This is a genomic window from Halotolerantifilum yawarlongkerapense, from assembly GCF_054506745.1.
Genome location: NZ_CP199719.1, coordinates 1198010 through 1215699, shown reverse-complemented (window position 1 = coordinate 1215699; position 17690 = coordinate 1198010). Strand labels below are relative to the sequence as shown.

General features: G+C 53.2%; 21 protein-coding genes. 13 read left to right on the top strand and 8 right to left on the bottom strand.

What is annotated here, in order from left to right; genetic code table 11:
* Window positions 1-25 precede the first annotated feature (25 nt).
* The 5 genes from ACULM0_RS05920 to ACULM0_RS05900 all read right to left on the bottom strand — a co-directional run bounded on the left by ACULM0_RS05920 (window position 26) and on the right by ACULM0_RS05900 (window position 3713).
* Window positions 26-349 (bottom strand): thioredoxin family protein, encoded by a 324-nt coding sequence (locus ACULM0_RS05920; RefSeq protein WP_463679506.1) that lies wholly within the window; start codon window positions 347-349, stop codon window positions 26-28.
* A 12-nt stretch (window positions 350-361) separates the two neighbouring features.
* Window positions 362-1006 (bottom strand): protein disulfide oxidoreductase, encoded by a 645-nt coding sequence (gene pdo / locus ACULM0_RS05915; RefSeq protein ID WP_463679505.1) that lies wholly within the window; start codon window positions 1004-1006, stop codon window positions 362-364.
* Between the two features lie 28 nt (window positions 1007-1034).
* Entirely contained in the window at window positions 1035-2000 is a 966-nt protein-coding gene (locus ACULM0_RS05910) for an FAD-dependent oxidoreductase (RefSeq protein WP_463679504.1), read from the bottom strand.
* 61 nt (window positions 2001-2061) lie between these two features.
* Window positions 2062-2853: a transposase gene (locus ACULM0_RS05905; protein ID WP_463679503.1), complete on the bottom strand. Its 792-nt coding sequence runs from the start codon at window positions 2851-2853 to the stop codon at window positions 2062-2064.
* A gap of 56 nt (window positions 2854-2909) precedes the next feature.
* Complete coding sequence (locus ACULM0_RS05900; RefSeq protein WP_463679502.1) at window positions 2910-3713, bottom strand: hypothetical protein; 804 nt, start codon at window positions 3711-3713, stop codon at window positions 2910-2912.
* A 125-nt stretch (window positions 3714-3838) separates the two neighbouring features.
* Between ACULM0_RS05900 and ACULM0_RS05895 the strand changes: the two genes are divergently transcribed.
* The 12 genes from ACULM0_RS05895 (at window position 3839) to cuyB (ending at window position 13947) form a co-directional block, all read left to right on the top strand.
* The gene (locus ACULM0_RS05895) at window positions 3839-4408 is read left to right on the top strand and encodes an anthranilate synthase component II (RefSeq protein WP_463679860.1); all 570 of its coding nucleotides are present in this window, start codon (window positions 3839-3841) and stop codon (window positions 4406-4408) included.
* Window positions 4399-5769 carry an aminodeoxychorismate synthase component I gene (gene pabB, locus ACULM0_RS05890; protein WP_463679501.1) on the top strand — a complete coding sequence of 457 codons (1371 nt, stop codon included), beginning with the start codon at window positions 4399-4401 and terminating at the stop codon, window positions 5767-5769. The genes ACULM0_RS05895 and pabB overlap by 10 nt, the downstream gene beginning before the upstream one ends.
* Window positions 5766-6497 carry an aminotransferase class IV gene (locus tag ACULM0_RS05885; RefSeq protein WP_463679500.1) on the top strand — a complete coding sequence of 244 codons (732 nt, stop codon included), beginning with the start codon at window positions 5766-5768 and terminating at the stop codon, window positions 6495-6497. The genes pabB and ACULM0_RS05885 overlap by 4 nt, the downstream gene beginning before the upstream one ends.
* Window positions 6498-6499: 2 nt before the next feature.
* Window positions 6500-7066 (top strand): GTP cyclohydrolase I FolE, encoded by a 567-nt coding sequence (gene folE / locus ACULM0_RS05880; protein WP_463679499.1) that lies wholly within the window; start codon window positions 6500-6502, stop codon window positions 7064-7066.
* 4 nt (window positions 7067-7070) lie between these two features.
* Complete coding sequence (gene folP, locus ACULM0_RS05875; RefSeq protein ID WP_463679498.1) at window positions 7071-7931, top strand: dihydropteroate synthase; 861 nt, start codon at window positions 7071-7073, stop codon at window positions 7929-7931.
* Complete coding sequence (folB, locus tag ACULM0_RS05870; protein WP_463679497.1) at window positions 7919-8281, top strand: dihydroneopterin aldolase; 363 nt, start codon at window positions 7919-7921, stop codon at window positions 8279-8281. Before folP ends, folB begins: the two co-directional genes overlap by 13 nt.
* The gene (folK, locus tag ACULM0_RS05865) at window positions 8274-8765 is read left to right on the top strand and encodes a 2-amino-4-hydroxy-6-hydroxymethyldihydropteridine diphosphokinase (RefSeq protein ID WP_463679496.1); all 492 of its coding nucleotides are present in this window, start codon (window positions 8274-8276) and stop codon (window positions 8763-8765) included. Before folB ends, folK begins: the two co-directional genes overlap by 8 nt.
* Window positions 8755-9513, top strand: a complete 759-nt coding sequence (aroF, locus tag ACULM0_RS05860; RefSeq protein ID WP_463679495.1) for a 3-deoxy-7-phosphoheptulonate synthase — start codon at window positions 8755-8757, stop codon at window positions 9511-9513. The genes folK and aroF overlap by 11 nt, the downstream gene beginning before the upstream one ends.
* A 111-nt stretch (window positions 9514-9624) precedes the next feature.
* Entirely contained in the window at window positions 9625-10920 is a 1296-nt protein-coding gene (locus ACULM0_RS05855; RefSeq protein WP_463679494.1) for a sensor histidine kinase, read from the top strand.
* Window positions 10895-11740, top strand: coding sequence for a DNA-binding domain-containing protein (locus ACULM0_RS05850; RefSeq protein WP_463679493.1), 846 nt, complete (start codon window positions 10895-10897; stop codon window positions 11738-11740). The genes ACULM0_RS05855 and ACULM0_RS05850 overlap by 26 nt, the downstream gene beginning before the upstream one ends.
* Before the next feature lie 248 nt (window positions 11741-11988).
* A complete protein-coding gene (locus ACULM0_RS05845) occupies window positions 11989-13215 on the top strand; it encodes a dicarboxylate/amino acid:cation symporter (protein WP_463679859.1) in 1227 nt (408 codons plus the stop codon).
* A gap of 15 nt (window positions 13216-13230) precedes the next feature.
* Complete coding sequence (gene cuyB / locus ACULM0_RS05840) at window positions 13231-13947, top strand: cysteate racemase (RefSeq protein WP_463679492.1); 717 nt, start codon at window positions 13231-13233, stop codon at window positions 13945-13947.
* 62 nt (window positions 13948-14009) lie between these two features.
* Here the strand turns inward: cuyB and hflC are convergent, their stop codons facing one another.
* Window positions 14010-15071, bottom strand: a complete 1062-nt coding sequence (gene hflC / locus ACULM0_RS05835; protein ID WP_463679491.1) for a protease modulator HflC — start codon at window positions 15069-15071, stop codon at window positions 14010-14012.
* A 1-nt stretch (window position 15072) separates the two neighbouring features.
* Entirely contained in the window at window positions 15073-16029 is a 957-nt protein-coding gene (gene hflK / locus ACULM0_RS05830) for an FtsH protease activity modulator HflK (protein ID WP_463679490.1), read from the bottom strand.
* A gap of 121 nt (window positions 16030-16150) precedes the next feature.
* Here hflK and ACULM0_RS05825 point away from each other — a divergent pair, with 121 nt between their 5' ends.
* The gene (locus ACULM0_RS05825; RefSeq protein WP_463679489.1) at window positions 16151-16966 is read left to right on the top strand and encodes a YihY/virulence factor BrkB family protein; all 816 of its coding nucleotides are present in this window, start codon (window positions 16151-16153) and stop codon (window positions 16964-16966) included.
* A 15-nt stretch (window positions 16967-16981) separates the two neighbouring features.
* Here ACULM0_RS05825 and ACULM0_RS05820 read toward each other — a convergent pair whose 3' ends face one another.
* Entirely contained in the window at window positions 16982-17584 is a 603-nt protein-coding gene (locus tag ACULM0_RS05820; protein ID WP_463679488.1) for a hypothetical protein, read from the bottom strand.
* Window positions 17585-17690: the final 106 nt, after the last annotated feature.

The following is a 17690-nucleotide window of genomic DNA, read 5'->3' as shown; positions in this document are numbered from 1 at the left end:
AACAAAAAAGACCTGAAACTGGGTTTCAGGTCGTGAGGTCAGTGAATCTTTCGAATTCAGCGCGCAATTCAGCGAACTGGATGAACCGGGCGCTACGGTGAAGCTCTTTACCCTCGTAATAGAGGAGAACCGCCGGGACGCTGAAGACGAGGAATTTCCCCTTCGCCTCCTGCAGTCGGTCGGCTTCAATCTTTGCCGATGCGATGTGAGGGAAGGCTTCTAACAAGGTCTCGAGTTTCGGTAGGATACTTTTGCACACGTTACAGGTGGTTGTCGTGATATAGAGAAGGCGGAGCCCCTCCTCTTCGAGGAAGGCCTCCACCTGTTCCATCTGTTCCAGGGCTATCAAAAGTGTAGCTCCTTATGCGAACTTTTCGATGCTCTCGAGGAAGGCATCGATCGGCTGGTCCCCAACGAGCTCTTCAGTCTCGTTGATGACAATTTTCGGGACACCGCTGACGTTGTACTTGTTCGCTTCATCTGGGAATGTCTGGCATTCTACCATCTCGGCACGTACGTTGGGATTCTCCAGGGCCAGTTTGTGTGCCTTGGAAACGGCGCCGGGACAGTGGGGGCAACCGAGGGTAACGAAGACCTTGATGTTCACAGGCTTCTTGATAGCGTCCACACGTGATTTGAGCGCCTCGGGGAGCACCTCTCCACCGCCGGAAACCTCGATGAGGCCCGTGATGAAGGAGTTGATCTCGTGTCCTGCGGGGATGCCGTTGTATTTCACGCCGTGATCTGTACCCTCTTTATCGAGCAGTACGATTGCTGGGACCTTGTCTACACCATACTCGGACGCGCGCTCGGCGTCTTTTTCGAGATCGTAGTGAGCGAAATGAAGCTTGTCTGACAGACCCGCCGCATCTTCCATGTACTCTTTCGTATCCGCACAGGTCTCACAACCGGTCTCTTTGGTGAAGAGCGCGATGGTCACATCGTCCTTCAAGCCTTCGAAAATTTCTTTCAGTTGTCCTTTTACATTTTCATCAAGTAAACTCATGATCATGTTCCTCCTTATTCGGGTGCCTTTATAACGTATTGAGATAGTCGTTGGCGGCGAGGGCAGCTTTTGCCCCTTCTCCGCTCGATATAATGATCTGCTTGTAGGCAACGTTGGTCACATCGCCCGCAGCAAAGATACCATCGGTGGATGTCCTGTTTCTTTCGTCCACGAGAATTTCCCCTTGCACATTCTGATCGGCTAGCCCTTTGAAGGCCGCGCTGTTGGGCACATAACCGATTTCGACGAAGAGACCGTCGGCGGCAAAGGTGACTTCCTTATTCTGTTGCTTATCGAGAGCCTTCACACCGCTCATCAGCATTTCACCTTGGACTTCCATGAGCTGATGCTCGAGGTAGATCTCCACATTGTCCAGCTGGTTCAGACGATCGATGAGGATCTGGTCGGCTCTGAACTGACTGCGGTGAATCAGGTAGACTTTGTTGGCGATTTTCGAGAGGTCGATAGCGGCTTCCACGGCACTGTTCCCGCCGCCGGCCACAATCACGTCGCGCCCTTCGAAGAGCGGGCCGTCACAGATGGCACAATAAGTGACACCTTTTCCATAGTAGTCTTGTTCCCCTGGGATCCCCAGCTTGCGGTTGTTTGATCCGGTGGCAACAAGTATGGTCTTGGCTTTGAACTGGCTGCCATCTGTCAGGATAACCGTTTTTACAGGACCATCTTCAACGCGATCGACCCTCACGTGTTCTTTGGTGGGGACTTCGAGTCCCTTCACGTGCTCGTGGAACTTCTGTACGAGTCCTTCTCCCGTGATCTCCGGGTAACCCAAATAGTTCTCAACGCTCGTGGTATCGGCCACCTGACCGCCGATGCTATCTGCGATCATCGCCACGTTCAATCCCTTGCGTTTTGCGTACAGGGCAGCTGATAGACCCGCCGGCCCGCCGCCGATCACGATCATTTCATAGAGGGTTTCTTCAGAAAGCCCCGGACCCTTCTTGCCGATGTTCAAATCTAATCCTAAACTCATTCTCATCACCTCAAAATTGGATTGCTTTCTAGGGACACTTGTTGTCCCAGCCTTGAAATCATTACTTGTTCAGTATCTTGCAGACTGTAGATTCGCTGAGACCACCGAAAAGAATTCCGAGCTCCTTGAGCGTGAGCGTACTGTTCTGGCGAAAGGCTTTGATCCAGGCGTTACGCTTGTTCTTGTGGCGGCGCAGTTCGTCGAAAACAATCCCTTCTCCTTCGAGCAGATGGCCGAGCCTTTCCCTCGCTTCCTCAAGGGAACTGATACACTGTTGCTCCTTAGGGCAATAGAGTTCCCTGGAGACCATGTCATCACAGATGAGATCTTCGGGCTCTTCCTCCATGAACAGTTTGTATCGGTAGCTAGCTTCTGCTTCATTTCCAGAGAGCATCTTTAAAACGATGTCGCTATCCAACAGATGACGGTCGTCCATTGCCCCTTTGACGTAAGCACAATAGCTCGACCATGGGTTCTCCAGAGCTTCTTTACCAGTCATCTGGTGCATGTTCCTGCTGGTATCGAGTAACATCCGACCGTCTTCTATGATCTCGCTTTTGTAGCGATCGCGGAAGAGGGCACCATCTGCTTTTCTGAAGATGGCGTAGGAAATGTTAATGCTCTTCATGATCTTGGAGATATCACCGCCGTTATCGAAGAGAATCAACTGGTAGCTGTTGCCCTGAAGGCAATAACCGTAGAGCTTGAAGTTGAATTTCCGTTTCGCCTTCGACAGAATCTCGAGGAATCTTTCTCGGTCCACATCATCTCTAAAGAGGAGATGACCCTCCGTACCTGTCTGCAGGATGTGGTAGGTGCTGTACACATTTTTCTGGCGTGCTTTTCTCGCCATTCGCATCACCTTGATCCTTTGTTCATGTCCCATGTTACAGGAGCACCGTCAAAAAGTCAAGAACCGTCACCTGGTTTTTCGTGACGAAATCGTAAAGATTTAAGATCCATCAGCATCTGCTCTGGATAGTTCGCCTCGACCAGTACTTCTAGGATCAAGGGGAGGGTGATTTTTCGCTCTTCGAGTAGTGCGAGGTAGGGTTCGTAGAAGGGGGTTCCGGTCCCGATGAAGAGGTGGTCCGCCTGGTCATCGAAACCGTGCAGGTGCACATGTGTCAAGGAGGTGAGCAAGTAGGGACCCGGATCACGAAAACGACCGGTTCGTCGGTGGTCATGGGTCAGATCCCACGTCCAGCCGAGCAGAGGTGAGAAGGTGCGCAGAGCCTTTTCTATCTGCTCGGTGGACCCGAAGGGTTGTTGCGTTTTGACGTACAGATTCTCAAGAGAAGGGCGTAAGGACAGGTGGCGTTTCTCGATGGTATTCGTGAACCAGTCGAGCATCCGGTAGGTTGCCGTCACATGTTCTTGGGTCTTGGCGCCGTGGAGCGTCAGTGGGATGGGAGCGTCTTGGGTTTCTGCTAGCGCGGCGACTCCCTCCAACCAACGAATCAAAGATTCTGAAGTGGATAGCTCGCTGGGATCGAAGCAATCCGCCGCCCAGGAGGGTTCATGGTGATAGGGGAGGTGGAGGGTGAGCATCGGGGGTACCGATAGGCTTTCCAATAATTTCTGGGCCGATGCACTGGACAAGAGACGCTCGTGCGGGCTCATCTCCAGGGCGGAGATACCCAGATTGTTGATCAGTTGTGACGCGGATTCACCCGTGAACACGGGCTCATACAGGGTGACACCTGGTATCATACACTTTCCTCCTCGTCATTTTATCTTGTGGGGACCCTGCGGGATTAGTATAATCGAGATAGTCCGACGGGGGTGTTTGCCCCCATGATACAGGATGTACAAAGGGGGCACAAGCTTTGTTACTCATGATCGATCACCACGATTCTTTCACATACAACCTTGTACACGATCTAAAAGCCTTGGGAGCGGAACTGGAGGTGGTGACGTCCGACACCTTTGATCCCGACCAAATCTCAACCGCGTCATACAGCGGCATCGTGCTCTCACCAGGGCCGGGTCACCCGAGGGATGCGTTGAACAGCCTGGCCCTACTGAAACGTTTGGAGGGAGAGCTGCCCATTCTGGGGATCTGTCTGGGACACCAGATCATCGCCACCCATTTGGGTGCGAAGGTGGGACACGCACCAGTACCCGTCCACGGAAAGGTCTTTCCGGTACGTCACGGGGGTAGGGGCATCTTCCGAGGGCTTCCCGATCCGACGCCGGTTACGCGTTACCATAGTCTCGTTGTGGAAGAAGAGACCCTTCCCGCCATCATAGAGGTCACGGCAAGGACGCCCGACGGACTGATCATGGGCCTGTGGCAGGAAGACTTGAAGTTGCACGGTGTACAGTTTCATCCCGAGGCCCTGTTGACATCCGGGGGGCGCCAGCTGCTCGAGAACTTCCTGAAGGAGGTGGAGGCATGTTTATAATCGAGAGAAAAGCACATGTCTCCTTTGCCGATCTCGTTCATCATTATGGGCCGATCTCCGATCTGATGGTTTTGGAAAGCCAGCGGGATGGCCGTTACAGCCTCCTCTTTCGGGATGCCTTTCTCACTTTTCAGGCGAAGGACGGACGATCGGTCCTTCGTTACCGCGATGGACGGGAGGAGGTGCGAGAGGAGAACCCACTGGATTTGCTCGAGGAACTGCTGGAGGTCTACCACCGGAGTGAATCGTCGGGGGAGCTACCGCTGATCTCTGGTGTTGTGGGCGCACTGGGGTACGGCTTGCGCCACGAAATCGTCAACCTGCCAAAGCGCGAGAAAAAAGATTTGGGACTACCGGATCTGTTTCTTCGTTTCTATGAAGGGGCCCTCGTATACGATCACGTTTCAGGGACCATTCATGTAACGGATGGAGGGCATTTTCCCGGTGGGCAAGAACGTGTTGCGCGATGGGCAGAAGAGGTCACGCGGATCACACCGGTAGAAAGTCATCTATCAAGAAAAAAGCGGACGCTGACGATCGATCGAAACATGACGGAATCGAAATACCTAGAGGCCATCAAAGGGGTCCTACGTCATATTGAGGATGGCGATGTGTACCAGATCAACTACACCCAGCGGTTATCCTGTCCGTACCGGGGGGATCCGCTGACGCTCTATGAACAGATGCGGCGGATCAACCCGGCTCCCTTTGCAGCCTTGATCAAGGGAGAGGGCTTCGATCTGGTATCGGCTTCCCCGGAGCGTTTTCTTCAGTTGAGAGGACAGGAACTGGAGACCAAACCCATAAAGGGTACCCGGCCGCGCTCCGACGTACCGGCCGAGGACGAGCGATTGAGAAAGGAGCTCGAGCGTTCGGAGAAAGATCGCTCGGAGCTATTGATGATCGTAGACCTGGAGCGAAATGACTTCAGTAGGGTGGCCCAGGTGGGTACCGTGAAAGTGCCCGAGTTGTTTGAAATTGAAAGCTACGCGACGGTGCATCATCTTGTGAGCAAAGTGGTGGCGACTAAACGAGAGGAACTGGGGCCCGTGGATGTAATCCGCGCTACCTTTCCCGGTGGATCGATCACGGGAGCACCTAAGATCAGTGCGATGACGATCATCGACCGGCTCGAACCAACACACAGGGACTTCTACACGGGGAGCATCGGCTATATTGATTTCAGCGGCATGTCCATGGACCTGAATATCGTGATCCGGACCTTGTTGTTGCAGGAGGGGACGGCCTATTGCCATGTGGGCGGGGGGATCGTCTACGATTCCGATCCGGCTTTCGAATACGACGAGTGCCATGTGAAGGCGAAGGCCTTGCTCGAAGCCCTTTCTCTGGGTGAGGCATGAAGGGACAATGGTGGGTAGAGCCCACCCCCGCTCTCGAAGAAGCCTTGATGTGCCGCGCACAGCTCTTTGAAACGTTGAGGGTCGAGGGAGGAAGCATCCGCCGATTGGATCTCCATCTCGAGCGAATGCAGGCGAGTGCAAAGGCCCTCGGCTTATGTTATGCTAAAGATAACATCCGTTGGTTGGATCAGCACGCCTCGGTACCACCGACCGGTACCTTTCGGCTCAAGCTTTTGCTGGAAGAGCAGGGGACCTTGAGCGCTATCTTGCGACCTTACACCGACCCGAACCGGCCGTTCGATCTGATTACCCGACACTGGACTCCACCCGCGGATGCAGAGCACAAACGTACGAAACGGCGGGCGTATCGAGAGGCCCGCGAAGGTGCGCAGGCTTCAGGGGCATCAGACGCGCTCCTGGTCGATGATAAGTCACATTTGCTGGAGACGAGCATCGCCAACTTGCTTTTCCTTTTCAAAGGTGCTCTATTGACACCACCGATCGGCCTGGGGATTCTCCCCGGTACGGTTCGTCGCTTGCTTCTCGAGAGCAAGTGGGTTAGGGAAGAAGCGCTCACCCTGTCGGATCTGGAGGATGTGGAGGCCGTTTTTCTTACGAATAGTCTGATGCGCGTGTTACCGGTTGCGCGCATCGATCAATATGCGTATCGCACCGATCGAGCGACACTGGAGCGGATTGGGCGCGAACTAATAGAAATGAGGTTTTGAAGATGGATAAGAAGCGAATGGAAGCAGCACTGCGAGAAGTGATCGAGGCCATGGGTGAGAATCCCGATCGTGAGGGATTGCAGGATACACCCAAGCGGATCGCCAATATGTACGAAGAGATCTTTGCGGGGCTCACCCAAGATCCGGGCGAGCACATGGAGGTTACTTTTGAAGATGAAGATCACAATGAACTCGTACTGGTGAAGGACATCCCCTTCTATTCCATGTGCGAGCATCATTTCGTTCCTTTTTTTGGGAAGGCCCACGTGGGTTATATACCCAAGAACGGCCGGCTCACGGGTCTTAGCAAATTGGCACGTGTGGTTGAGACGGTGGCCAAGCGTCCGCAGCTACAGGAAAGGATCACCTCCACGGTGGCCGATATCATCATGGAGAAATTGGAGCCCATGGGCGTGATCGTGATCGTCGAGGCAGAACATATGTGCATGACCATGCGCGGTGTGAAGAAACCTGGGTCGAAAACGGTGACCAGTGCGGTGCGGGGCATCTTTAAGACCGACGCAAAATCTCGATCCGAAGCACTTACGCTGATTAACTTTGGAGGTTGATACCATGTGTGAACGACAGACGATTTACCACAGACGCTGGATGATGGGCGAGCACACTTTGGAGATCGGAGAACGTCCCCTCATCATGGGCATTTTGAATATCACACCCGATTCTTTTTCCGACGGAGGCGATCACATCGCGGTGGAAACGGCCGTGGCCCACGCCCGCCATATGGTGGCTGAGGGCGCTGACATTATCGATGTAGGCGGTGAGAGCACGCGCCCCGGTGCGGAGTACGTCACGGAAGAGGAGGAGATGACGCGTGTTCTGCCGGTGATCAGGGCCCTGGCCGAGCAGATCGATGTGCCCATTTCAATCGACACGTACAAGGCGAAGGTGGGAAGAGCCGCCCTTGAGGCCGGTGCCCACATCATCAATGATATCTGGGGATTCCAGCAGGACCCCGACCTCGCGCGTGTGGCCGCTGAAATGGGTGCCCCCGTGATTTTGATGCACAACCAGGAAGGGACGGATTACCCGGAGGGAATCTTCCAGGCCATCGAGCATTTCTTTGAGAAATCCATACGCATCGCCAAGGAAGCGGGTGTTGCCGAAGGTCTCATCGCACTCGATCCGGGCATTGGTTTTGGAAAAACACCGGAACAGAATCTCTACGTGATGAAGCATCTCGATCGATTCAAGAGCATGGGTTACCCCATCTTGTTGGGCACAAGCCGCAAGTCTATGATCGGCAAGGTGCTCGACGTGCCTCCCAAGGAACGAGTCAATGGTACGGTGGCTACTTCGGTCATGGGTTATATGGCAGGCGCACAGATTTTTCGCGTACACGACGTCCGTGAGAATCGCGAGGCACTCGCCGTCACGCGGGCGATTCTAGAGAGTGAGATCACATGGACAGAATAGGGATTCGAAACTTGCATTTTTATGCCTACCATGGTGCCCTGCCTGAGGAGCGACGGCTGGGCCAGTCTTTCTATGTGAATCTGGATCTGTACCTATCTCTCGAAGCGGCGGGTCGATCGGACGCGCTCGATCAAACGGTCCACTACGGAGAAGTGTGTGAGGTCGTGGCTGCCGTGATGAAGGAACCGAAGGACCTGATCGAAGCGGTGGCCGAGGGGATTGCATCGCGCGTGCTTGAAACCTTTGAAAAGCTCGAGGGCATTGCCGTGACGGTGAAAAAACCACAGGCGCCGATCCCCATGTCTTTCGAAGGTGTGGAAGTATCGATCGAGAGGTGGCGACATGCCTGAAGCTTATCTCGGATTGGGCTCGAACCTCGGGGATCGACAGGCGACATTGGAGGGGGCCATCACGGCCTTGGCAGCTACCTCCGATATCGCGATTCTTTCGGTGGCACCGCTCTATGAGACGGAGCCCTGGGGACTCGAGGAGCAGCCTGCCTTCCTGAACACAGTAATCGGGATCCAGACAAAACTGAGCCCCTATGAACTGTTGGCAGCCTGTCAAGCCGTGGAAACGGCCTTCGACCGCAGGCGTGAGATCCGATGGGGTCCCAGGACCCTGGATGTGGACATTCTGCTCTACGATGATGTGCAGATGAAGGAGGAGGACCTGACGATTCCCCATCCGCGCATGCAGGAGCGGGCCTTTGTCTTGGCACCACTGGCAGACCTTTCTCCTACTATCCTGGTAGCAGGGCGACAAGTTTCCGATTGGTTACACGATTTCGACTTGGCGGCAGAAGGCGTGAGGAGGGTATCCGATGGCCGTTAAAAGACCGGTTTCCGTTGGTGCGATTCAGGTTGGCGGCGGTGATCCCATCATTATCGCGGGTCCCTGTGCTGTGGAATCACGGGAGCAGATCCTCCGGACCGCGACATTTGTGAAAGACCGGGGAGCCACGATGCTCCGGGGTGGCGCTTACAAACCCCGGACGAATCCGCGCTCTTTTCGCGGCCTTGGGGAGGAGGGGGTCAAGCTCTTGCTTGAGGCTAAAAAGCAGACAGGACTGCCCATCGTCACAGAGCTGATGGATGTGCACGACTTGGAGGTTTTCATCGACCGTGTGGATGTGATCCAGATCGGTTCGCGCAATATGTACAACTATGCGCTGCTCACTGAGGTAGGGAAACTGCGCCAACCGATTCTGCTCAAGCGTGGGATGTCGGCGACGATCGAGGAGTGGATCATGGCTGCGGAGTACATCCTCAAGGAAGGGAACGACCAGGTGATCCTCTGTGAACGGGGAATCCGCACCTACGATCGCTACACCCGAAATACCTTGGACCTCACGGCCATTCCCATCATGCAAAATGAGACGGGGCTACCGGTGATCGTCGATCCCTCGCACGGCATCGGCCTTGTGGAGTACATTCCCATCATGAGCCGTGCGGCACTCGCGGCAGGGGCTGATGGCCTGATGGTCGAGGTCCATCCGAATCCCAAGGAAGCCTTCAGCGATGGGGAGCAGTCCCTTTCCTTCGAAGGGTTCGAAGCTTTTCTAGATAGGATCAAAGCGTAGGACGAAGGGGTCCTGCGCTTTTTCTGGTTGTGTGTTGGCAGTAGCTTCACGGCTGATCGGTTGTGGTATAATGAAAAAGACTGAAAATTCAACCGAAAAAGGGGGGAAGGCATGATCCGGGGAGAATCAAAATATCAGAACATCTTCATGATCAGCATGATCTCTGTCCTGATGGGGCAGTTTTACATCAGTCCGGAAGGGACAGATTTTCGTATGACCCTGGCGGTGTTCTTCATGTCACTTTTTTTGGTGTACTTTGAACATTACAACGTGATGCTCATCACCCTCTCGGTAGGGGTATCGACCTTTCTATTTCGATCCGTCGTCTATGCACTGGGTAGTGGCTTGTCTTTTTTTGAATCGGCTTCCACTTACGTGCCGGTGCTATCCTATTACGTCTTGTTCGGGGCCCTGTTCATGGCCCTGTCCGTAAGGGAAACGTTCCACCAGCCCTTTCACTTTTTCATCGCCCTTTGGGTATGCGATACGATTCCCAATCTATTTGAAGCTTTCTTGCGCCGGACTTGGGTCGTGGTCCCCTTCGATCGATTGGTGATGACCATTGCCGCGGTGGGTGCTATGCGGACGATTATGGTGCTGTTCTCTTTTTACCTCGGTCGTTATTACATAGGAAAATCGAAACGAGACGAACGAGAGAAAAGCTACCGAGAGCTGATTCTCTTTATCTCGCGGCTGAAAACAGAATTGTTTCTCTTGAAAAAATCGAGACAGGATATCGAGGCCACCATGGCGCTCGCACACGATGTCTATGAAGAGGTGGAGGATGAGCAGCTGAAGGCCCCCCTGTTGAAGATCGCCAAGGATATTCACGAGATCAAGAAGGACTACCTGCGTGTGATCGCCGGAATGGATGCGATTTTTACGCGTGACACGGAGAAGAAACATACGAGTATTGAGGAGATTCTCAAAGTCGTAACGGATAACGTGGCGCGTTTGGCGGAACAGCGAAAAATGAGAATCCAGGTTTCCTCCACCTATGATCAGTTCTTCACAACAGAGGATTTTTATCCTCTCATTTCAATCTTGAACAACCTGACTGTCAACAGCCTTGAGGCCATGGCGAACTATGGGTATCTGGAAATTGCATCACGAATGGAAAAAGACGGCATTCATCTGGTGGTAAAAGACTCTGGTGAGGGCATTGCACCCGAGAAGAAAGCCTTGATTTTCGATGCCGGTTACACGACCAAGTATGATGCTACCACGGGGAAAATGTCCACAGGTTTGGGCTTATCCCATGTGAAGCATCTCGTGGAAGATTATTTTGGAGGCACCCTGGCCATCAATTCTACCCCGAGTAAGGGGACGACCGTGGAGCTGACGATTGACAGCGAACGTCTGACAAAAGGAGGTGGAGAAGATGGAGTCCGTGTTGATTATCGATGATGACAACAGCATCGTGCACATACTGAAGGATATCCTTGAGGCACATTTCGAAGAGCTCTGCGTCGCGGTGGCGACATCCGGTAGAGAGGGCGTGGAGAAGATCGCAAGGGAGAATCCGGATCTGGTCCTGCTCGACTATTTGCTCCCTGATCTCGATGGCCTTGAGGTGCTCAGAAGCATTGATCGGTTGCACCCTCCGGCAGTGGTCATGATCTCGGAGGTGTCCGATAAGAAAATGATGGCCAAAGCCTACCTCGAGGATATCGCTTTCTTCATCACGAAACCCATCAATGTGGTCGAGGTGGTCTCCGTGATCCGCAGGGTCATGAAAGAGCGGAGGCTCTTGGAGACCTTTGAACAGTTCGAAGCGGCCATGGGCTCTTTGCGCTCGATCAAGGAGAGTCCAGATATGGAAGACACCACAAAGATCAAACGGCTCTTCGGACGGCTGGGGATCTTGGGTAGCAGCGGGTGCGACGAGATCATCCGTGCGGTTTTGTGGGCCAAAGATCAAAAGGGTGAGTATACCCTGAACGAGTTGTATGAAGCCATTGCAGATGGTGCTTGTGATGAACAGACGCTCTACGCACTGAAAAAGCGCATACGACGCGTTGTGACCAAGGCCTTTCGCTCGATGGCAGCGCTGGGGGTTTCCGATCCTATGAACCCGACATTCGAGGAATTGTCTGGACAACTCTTCGATTACGGGGAGTTACACCAGGAAATCCGTCACCACAAGGGGCTGACCACTAGGAGGGGTAAGGTGCACATCAAGCAGTTTATCGAGAGCAGTACCGTACTGATGGACAAAGGGTTCTGATTCTTCAGAAAACTTTGTCTTTTTTTCGTCTCTACACGTCTTTTCTTGTCCTTGTTCCTGTACAATCCAAGTGAATTCCCCTCGCAACCGGTAGCTGATCGACACAGTATGTCATGCCTAGCCTTGCTGACAGCATGCCATGATCTATTCTATCCAATCTCGCGGGCATCATCATGACAGGTCCTGAGACCGGTTGGAAGGGAAGGGTTGAATGACTGGGAAATAAGGAGGGTGTTAACGTGAAAAAAATGCAACTGACCACGAAGATTCTCATCGGTCTGGCGCTCGGTATTGTCGTCGGGCTCTTGATGCAGGGGTCGCCTCAATTGGCGGAGACCTACATCCGACCGATTGGAACGCTGTTTTTGAACTTGATCAAAATGATCATTGTACCGCTGGTTTTTTCCTCGCTGGTGGTGGGCGCATCGAGCATCGGCGATCCGAAATCCCTCGGTCGCATCGGTGGTAAGACACTGGCTTACTACCTGGTGACGACGGCAGTCGCCGTTTCCATCGGATTGCTCCTATCCACGCTATTGAAACCGGGCATCGGTCTATCGATTCCCATCGATGCCTCGGCCGAAGTGGTCGAAGCGCCATCGATTATCTCGACGCTCGTCAACATCGTTCCTGCGAATCCCCTGCAGGGGCTCGTTGGTGGGAATATTCTCCAGGTCATTGCCTTCGCACTCTTCTTGGGTGTAGCCTCCACGGGTCTTCCGAAGGATAAGGCGCGACCCTTCACTGCCTTCTTCGAAAGCTTGGCTGAAATCATGTACAAGCTTACGGCGCTCATCATGTTGTTGGCGCCCTTTGGTGTATTCGCCTTGATCGTACCCGTGGTCGCCAATTACGGACTCGATGTTCTGATGCCGCTCAGCATGGTGATCTTGGCCGTGTATCTCGGTTGTATTCTTCACGCTGTGATCACCTACTCCACCGCTGTGAAGATCTTTGCCAATATTTCACCCTTGACCTTCTTCAAGGGCATTGCACCGGCCGCCGTGACGGCCTTCAGTACGACGAGCTCGGCGGGAACACTCCCCGTGACCATCCGAGCCACCCGTGAGAATCTGGGTGTATCGGAAAAGATCAGTTCTTTTGTTCTGCCCCTAGGTGCGACGATCAACATGGACGGAACGGCCCTTTACCAGGGTGTTTGTGCCTTGTTCCTCGCCCAGGTGTACGGTATTGATCTGACCATGGGCCAGATGATGACCATCATCCTGACAGCAACCTTGGGTTCGATCGGAACCGCCGGTGTACCCGGTGCAGGCTTTATCATGTTGACGCTCGTGCTGCAATCGGTGGGACTACCCCTCGAGGGCTTGGCGCTAATCGCAGGAATCGACCGGATCTTGGATATGGCGAGAACTGCTGTTAACGTGGTCGGGGATGCCTCCTGTGCGGTTGTCGTGTCGGCCTCTGAAAACGAGATCGATCTTTCTGTCGCTTCGAAAGAAGTAATCGCGTGATGGCATAGCAATCAGATGGAAAGAACGATAGGCGTCATCGGCGGAATGGGTCCAAGGGCTACCTTGGATTTTTACGGGAAGCTTATTGCGTATACCGATGCGCTCTCGGATCAACTGCATCCGCGGGTACTGATCGATAGCAACGCGAAGATTCCCGACCGTACGGCGTATCTTCTGGGCAGGGGGCAAGACCCTCTGCCCTTCCTTTTGGAATCGATGCAGGGGCTGGTGCGCAGTGGTGCGACGGTTCTGGCAATGCCCTGCAACACGGCGCATACCTTTCATCCGGCGATGGTCAAAGCGCTGCGGACCATTGATGGGGATAAGAGCGTGGTATTCTTGCACATGATCGAGGAAGCGCTCGATTTTGTCGCGAGCGCCGGTCATTCTAAGCTGTTGCTTTTATCCACACAGGGCACCTACCAGGCGGGTGTCTATGCAAGGAGCGCTCGTAGTCGGGGGATTGAAGTGATTACTCCCGATGAACAGACGAAAGCGGGTCTTATGGATGCAATTTACCGCTTGAAAAGTGGCGAGACAACTTTTGATCGGGCTTTCTTCGAGCGCATCATCGAAGAAGCAGAAGAAGGGAAGATGGGCCCCCAGGTTCTCGGTTGTACAGAGCTCCCGGTCATTTTCAAGCTCCTCGGACTAGCGGATCGCGTGATCGACCCCACGGCCCTTTTGGCTAGGCGAGCGCTCGATATCGCGGGAGTGAAGACAAGGGGTTAGATTGGGTCCAAAAATAAAGAAAAGCGTAAGACCACCGTGGTCTTACGCTTTTGTATTTTTGATTATTCTCCACCGGAGAATAGATCCAGGTACCGGTTGTTGCTATCCATGTAGAGGACTGTATCCTTGTCGATGGACTTTTCGTAGGAAATCAGGCTTCTCCAGAATCGGTAGAATTCAGGATCGCGATTGAATCCCTCGGCATAGATCTGAATAGCTTCCGCATCGGCCTCACCCTTGATGGTCTCGGCTTCCTCGATAGCGTTGGCCTTGATCGTCACGACCTGACGGTCCGTATCGGAGACGGTGTTTTGATAGAGTTCGAGTCCCTCGGATCGGATCTGCTGGGCGATGGCTTCACGCTCGGCGATCATCTTGTTGTAGGTGGACTCGAGGTTAGACGGCGGCAGGATCGTCCGGTAGACATCGATATCGCGGAGCAGGATCCCGCGTGAGGCCACGCGTTCGTTCAACCGCGCCATCGCCACCGCGAGGACATCGCTGAGTTCTTGCTTATCGGTCAAGAAGGTGGCGGAGTTCAGGCTGTTGATATTCTCGATGACCACAGCATAGGCCAGTTCATCGATGTAGCCGTTGGCCTTTGTCACGGTACCCAGCGAGGAACGGAAGAGGCCAGGATGGGTGATCTCCCACTGGGCATACATGGCGATCTGGTACTTGATCTTATCGAGGGTGTTGATCTGCGCGTAGTTGGACATATAGGTGAGAAGCTTACTCGTGTCCTTTTCTACGCTCGTGATAAAGGGTACTTTGAAAAAGAGTCCCTTATCCTTAACGATCTCGATGTCCGAGAATTTGGGATCTAGTGCGTTCTGCTCCTCGGCCACGATGTTGTCTCGATCGACGACCACCTTGGTGATTCTGCCGAATTGGCGGACCGTGGCGACCTCATCCTCGGCAACAATGTAGATGAAGCTGTTGAGGGAGAGGAGCACGGCGATGACGAGGAACAAGAGACCGAAGAGACGCAGGTTCTTCTTCATGTGCAGCTTAAATTCTTCGACCTTCTGTTCGTTGTAGGCTTGTCTACGTTGGTTGAACTCATCGGAGTTCGTCTGTTGGGGCCCTTGGTTGGGACCGCCTTGTCCATTGAAAAATGGCATCTTAGTTCCCCTCCTTCTTCAGCACATCGGGCGATAGCGGGAGGTACTTGACGGTATTGTCACTAGCATCGAAATCAATCAGATATTTGTTTTGCACGCGCTCGAGAACAGTCTCCATGGTTTCGATGTAGAGACGTTCCTTGGTGATGTCCTGTGCGTTCTTGTACTGCTCGTACACCTGCACGAATTTCGTGACCTCACCCTTGGCCTCGGCAACTGTCTGGGCCTTGTAGCCCTCCGCTTCCTGGATGAGCTGGTAAGCTTCTGCACGTGCCTTCGGCAGCATTTCGTTTTCATATTTGGCCGCACGAGAGAGGTACTCGGTCTTCTCGTTCTTAGCGTTGTTCACGTCGTCATAAGAAAGCTGGACACTTTCGGGAAGTAGCACGTCGGTGAATTTTACTTCCGTGATGGTGATCCCGAGGTCGTAGCTCGTCACTTTTCGCGCGAGCTCCGGTAGGATCTCCGAAGCGATGGAGTCTTTGTTCACCAGTGCGTTCTCTAGGTCTTTATTCTGCATGTTCTGCCTGAGAACGGATTCAAAGGCCAACCGCAGGGTCCCGATCTGGTCGTCCACGTTGTAGATGTAGCTGGCCGCATCGGTGATGCGGTACTGGATGATGGAGCCGATGTTGACGAGGTAGGAGCCCTTCGTCAATACGATCGCTTCATCTTCCACATTCACATAGGTTGCGGGCTGGTTGGTCGTCGCCTCGGATTTCGGACGATAACCATACTGGACGCTGTAGATCTCATTGGTGTTCACGATGTAGACCCGGTCGATCAAAGGGATCTTGAAATTCAGACCGGAGTTATCCACCACCTGGTGGAGTTCGCCGAAGCGTTCGACGACGGCCTGCTCCTCATTACCCAGAATATAATAGGCATTCGAGCCGATGGCAAGAAAAAGGATCACAATGATCACCAGGGGGATCAGTTTTGGCAAATGATTTTTCATGATATGGACCTCCTCTCAAAAGGTTTCGTTTTCATGATAACAAACCACGGTATATATGGGAATAGAGAACTCATAAATAAACAATTAAGTTTTGATGCCGGAGTAGGGAGGAGTGCTTACGATGAAACAATGGATCAAGCAGTTGCTGGAGAGGATGAAGGACCATCATCTCTCGGCCTTCAGTTCACAGATCGCCTATTTTTTCACCCTATCGATTTTCCCCTTTTTCATCGTCCTGTTCACCTTGATCGGTCGTCTCGATGTCTCCTCGACCCAGTTGATCGGGTTGATCGAACGGGCCTTTCCGCCCTCTACCACCGAGGTGCTCTTGAATTTCATCGAAGACTATATTTCCGTAGAGGGAAGCGGTGTCTTGTCGGCTTCGCTTTTGTTCGCATTATTCTCGGCCTCACGGGCCATTCGCACACTCCAATCGGCAGTGAACAACGTACATGAGATCGAAGAGACCCGCAACTTCGTCATCCAGAGGTTACTCGGGGTAGCGTATACCTTCGGCCTGGTCGTCACGATTATCTTGGCCCTGGCCCTTCCGAACATGGGAGAAAGATTCTTCACCTTTATCGGTCGGTTCGTGAACTTAACGGAGGAGTTCCTCTTTCTTTTCAATATCCTGCGCTTCTTCCTTCCTGCGGCGGTCTTCATTTTTATCATCGGATCCCTGCAGTTGTTTCTACCGAACAAAAATGTATCGCTTCCGATCGCTTGGCCGGGCATCGCTTTTTCGGTGATCGGATGGATCGTTCTCACCTTCGTCTTTAAATTTTTCATCACGACCTTCAGTAACGTCAGCGTCGTCTATGGCTCTCTTGCCGCCATGGTGATCCTCATGATGTGGCTTTACTTCAGCGGTTACGTATTGTTGGTTGGCGCCGAGATCATCGCGATGCGCATGGAGACAACCAATGAAAAAGGTTAGCTCCACCGAGGGATGCTAACCTTTGCGATCGAAGAATAAGCCATGGGGTGCTTCCGCGAGATGATAGGGCTCTCTATTGGAAGGCGGAGCGGGGTGCAGGGCTATAAAAAAGGTGTCGAAAAAATTTCCCGGCCCTCCGAAAAGGAGATGATCAAGGGCGTCGAGATGGTCAGTGGCCACATGAGGATCGAGCGATAGATGACCGTTGCGGCCGATATGAACACCGCGGGCATGGAGGGGCAATCGATAGCGCGTGATGATATCGCGTTCTTTGTCACTGAGCGGATGGTCGCCTTTGGCGACATAACGGCCCAGCTCATCGATGGCGTGATTGAAATGGTCCATAATCAGTTGGAGCTTCGCCAGGCGTGTTTCATCGTCTTCGATGGTTTCTCCCTCGTCGAGATGGAATTTTTTCTGTTGACGCTGGATCATCTCGTAGAGGTCATCGAAGGAGAGAAGCCGGTTCTCCGAAAGATCCAGGTATTGGTTGTTCGAGGGGGGGACAGGTGTAACATCTCCAATTGTCGCGACGCGACCCACCTGATGTGGGAGCGTTCGTACATCAGGTCCCTTGGCAACACCTGAGATCCGGGATGTGGATTTGACTGCAGCCATCAGCGCACCTCCTTTCACAGGTATTATCGGCAGCAATTATCTGAATATTGAGTCTGACGAACCAAAAAGGAACACTTGTGGTAAACTGAATAGATAGAGTGCGAAA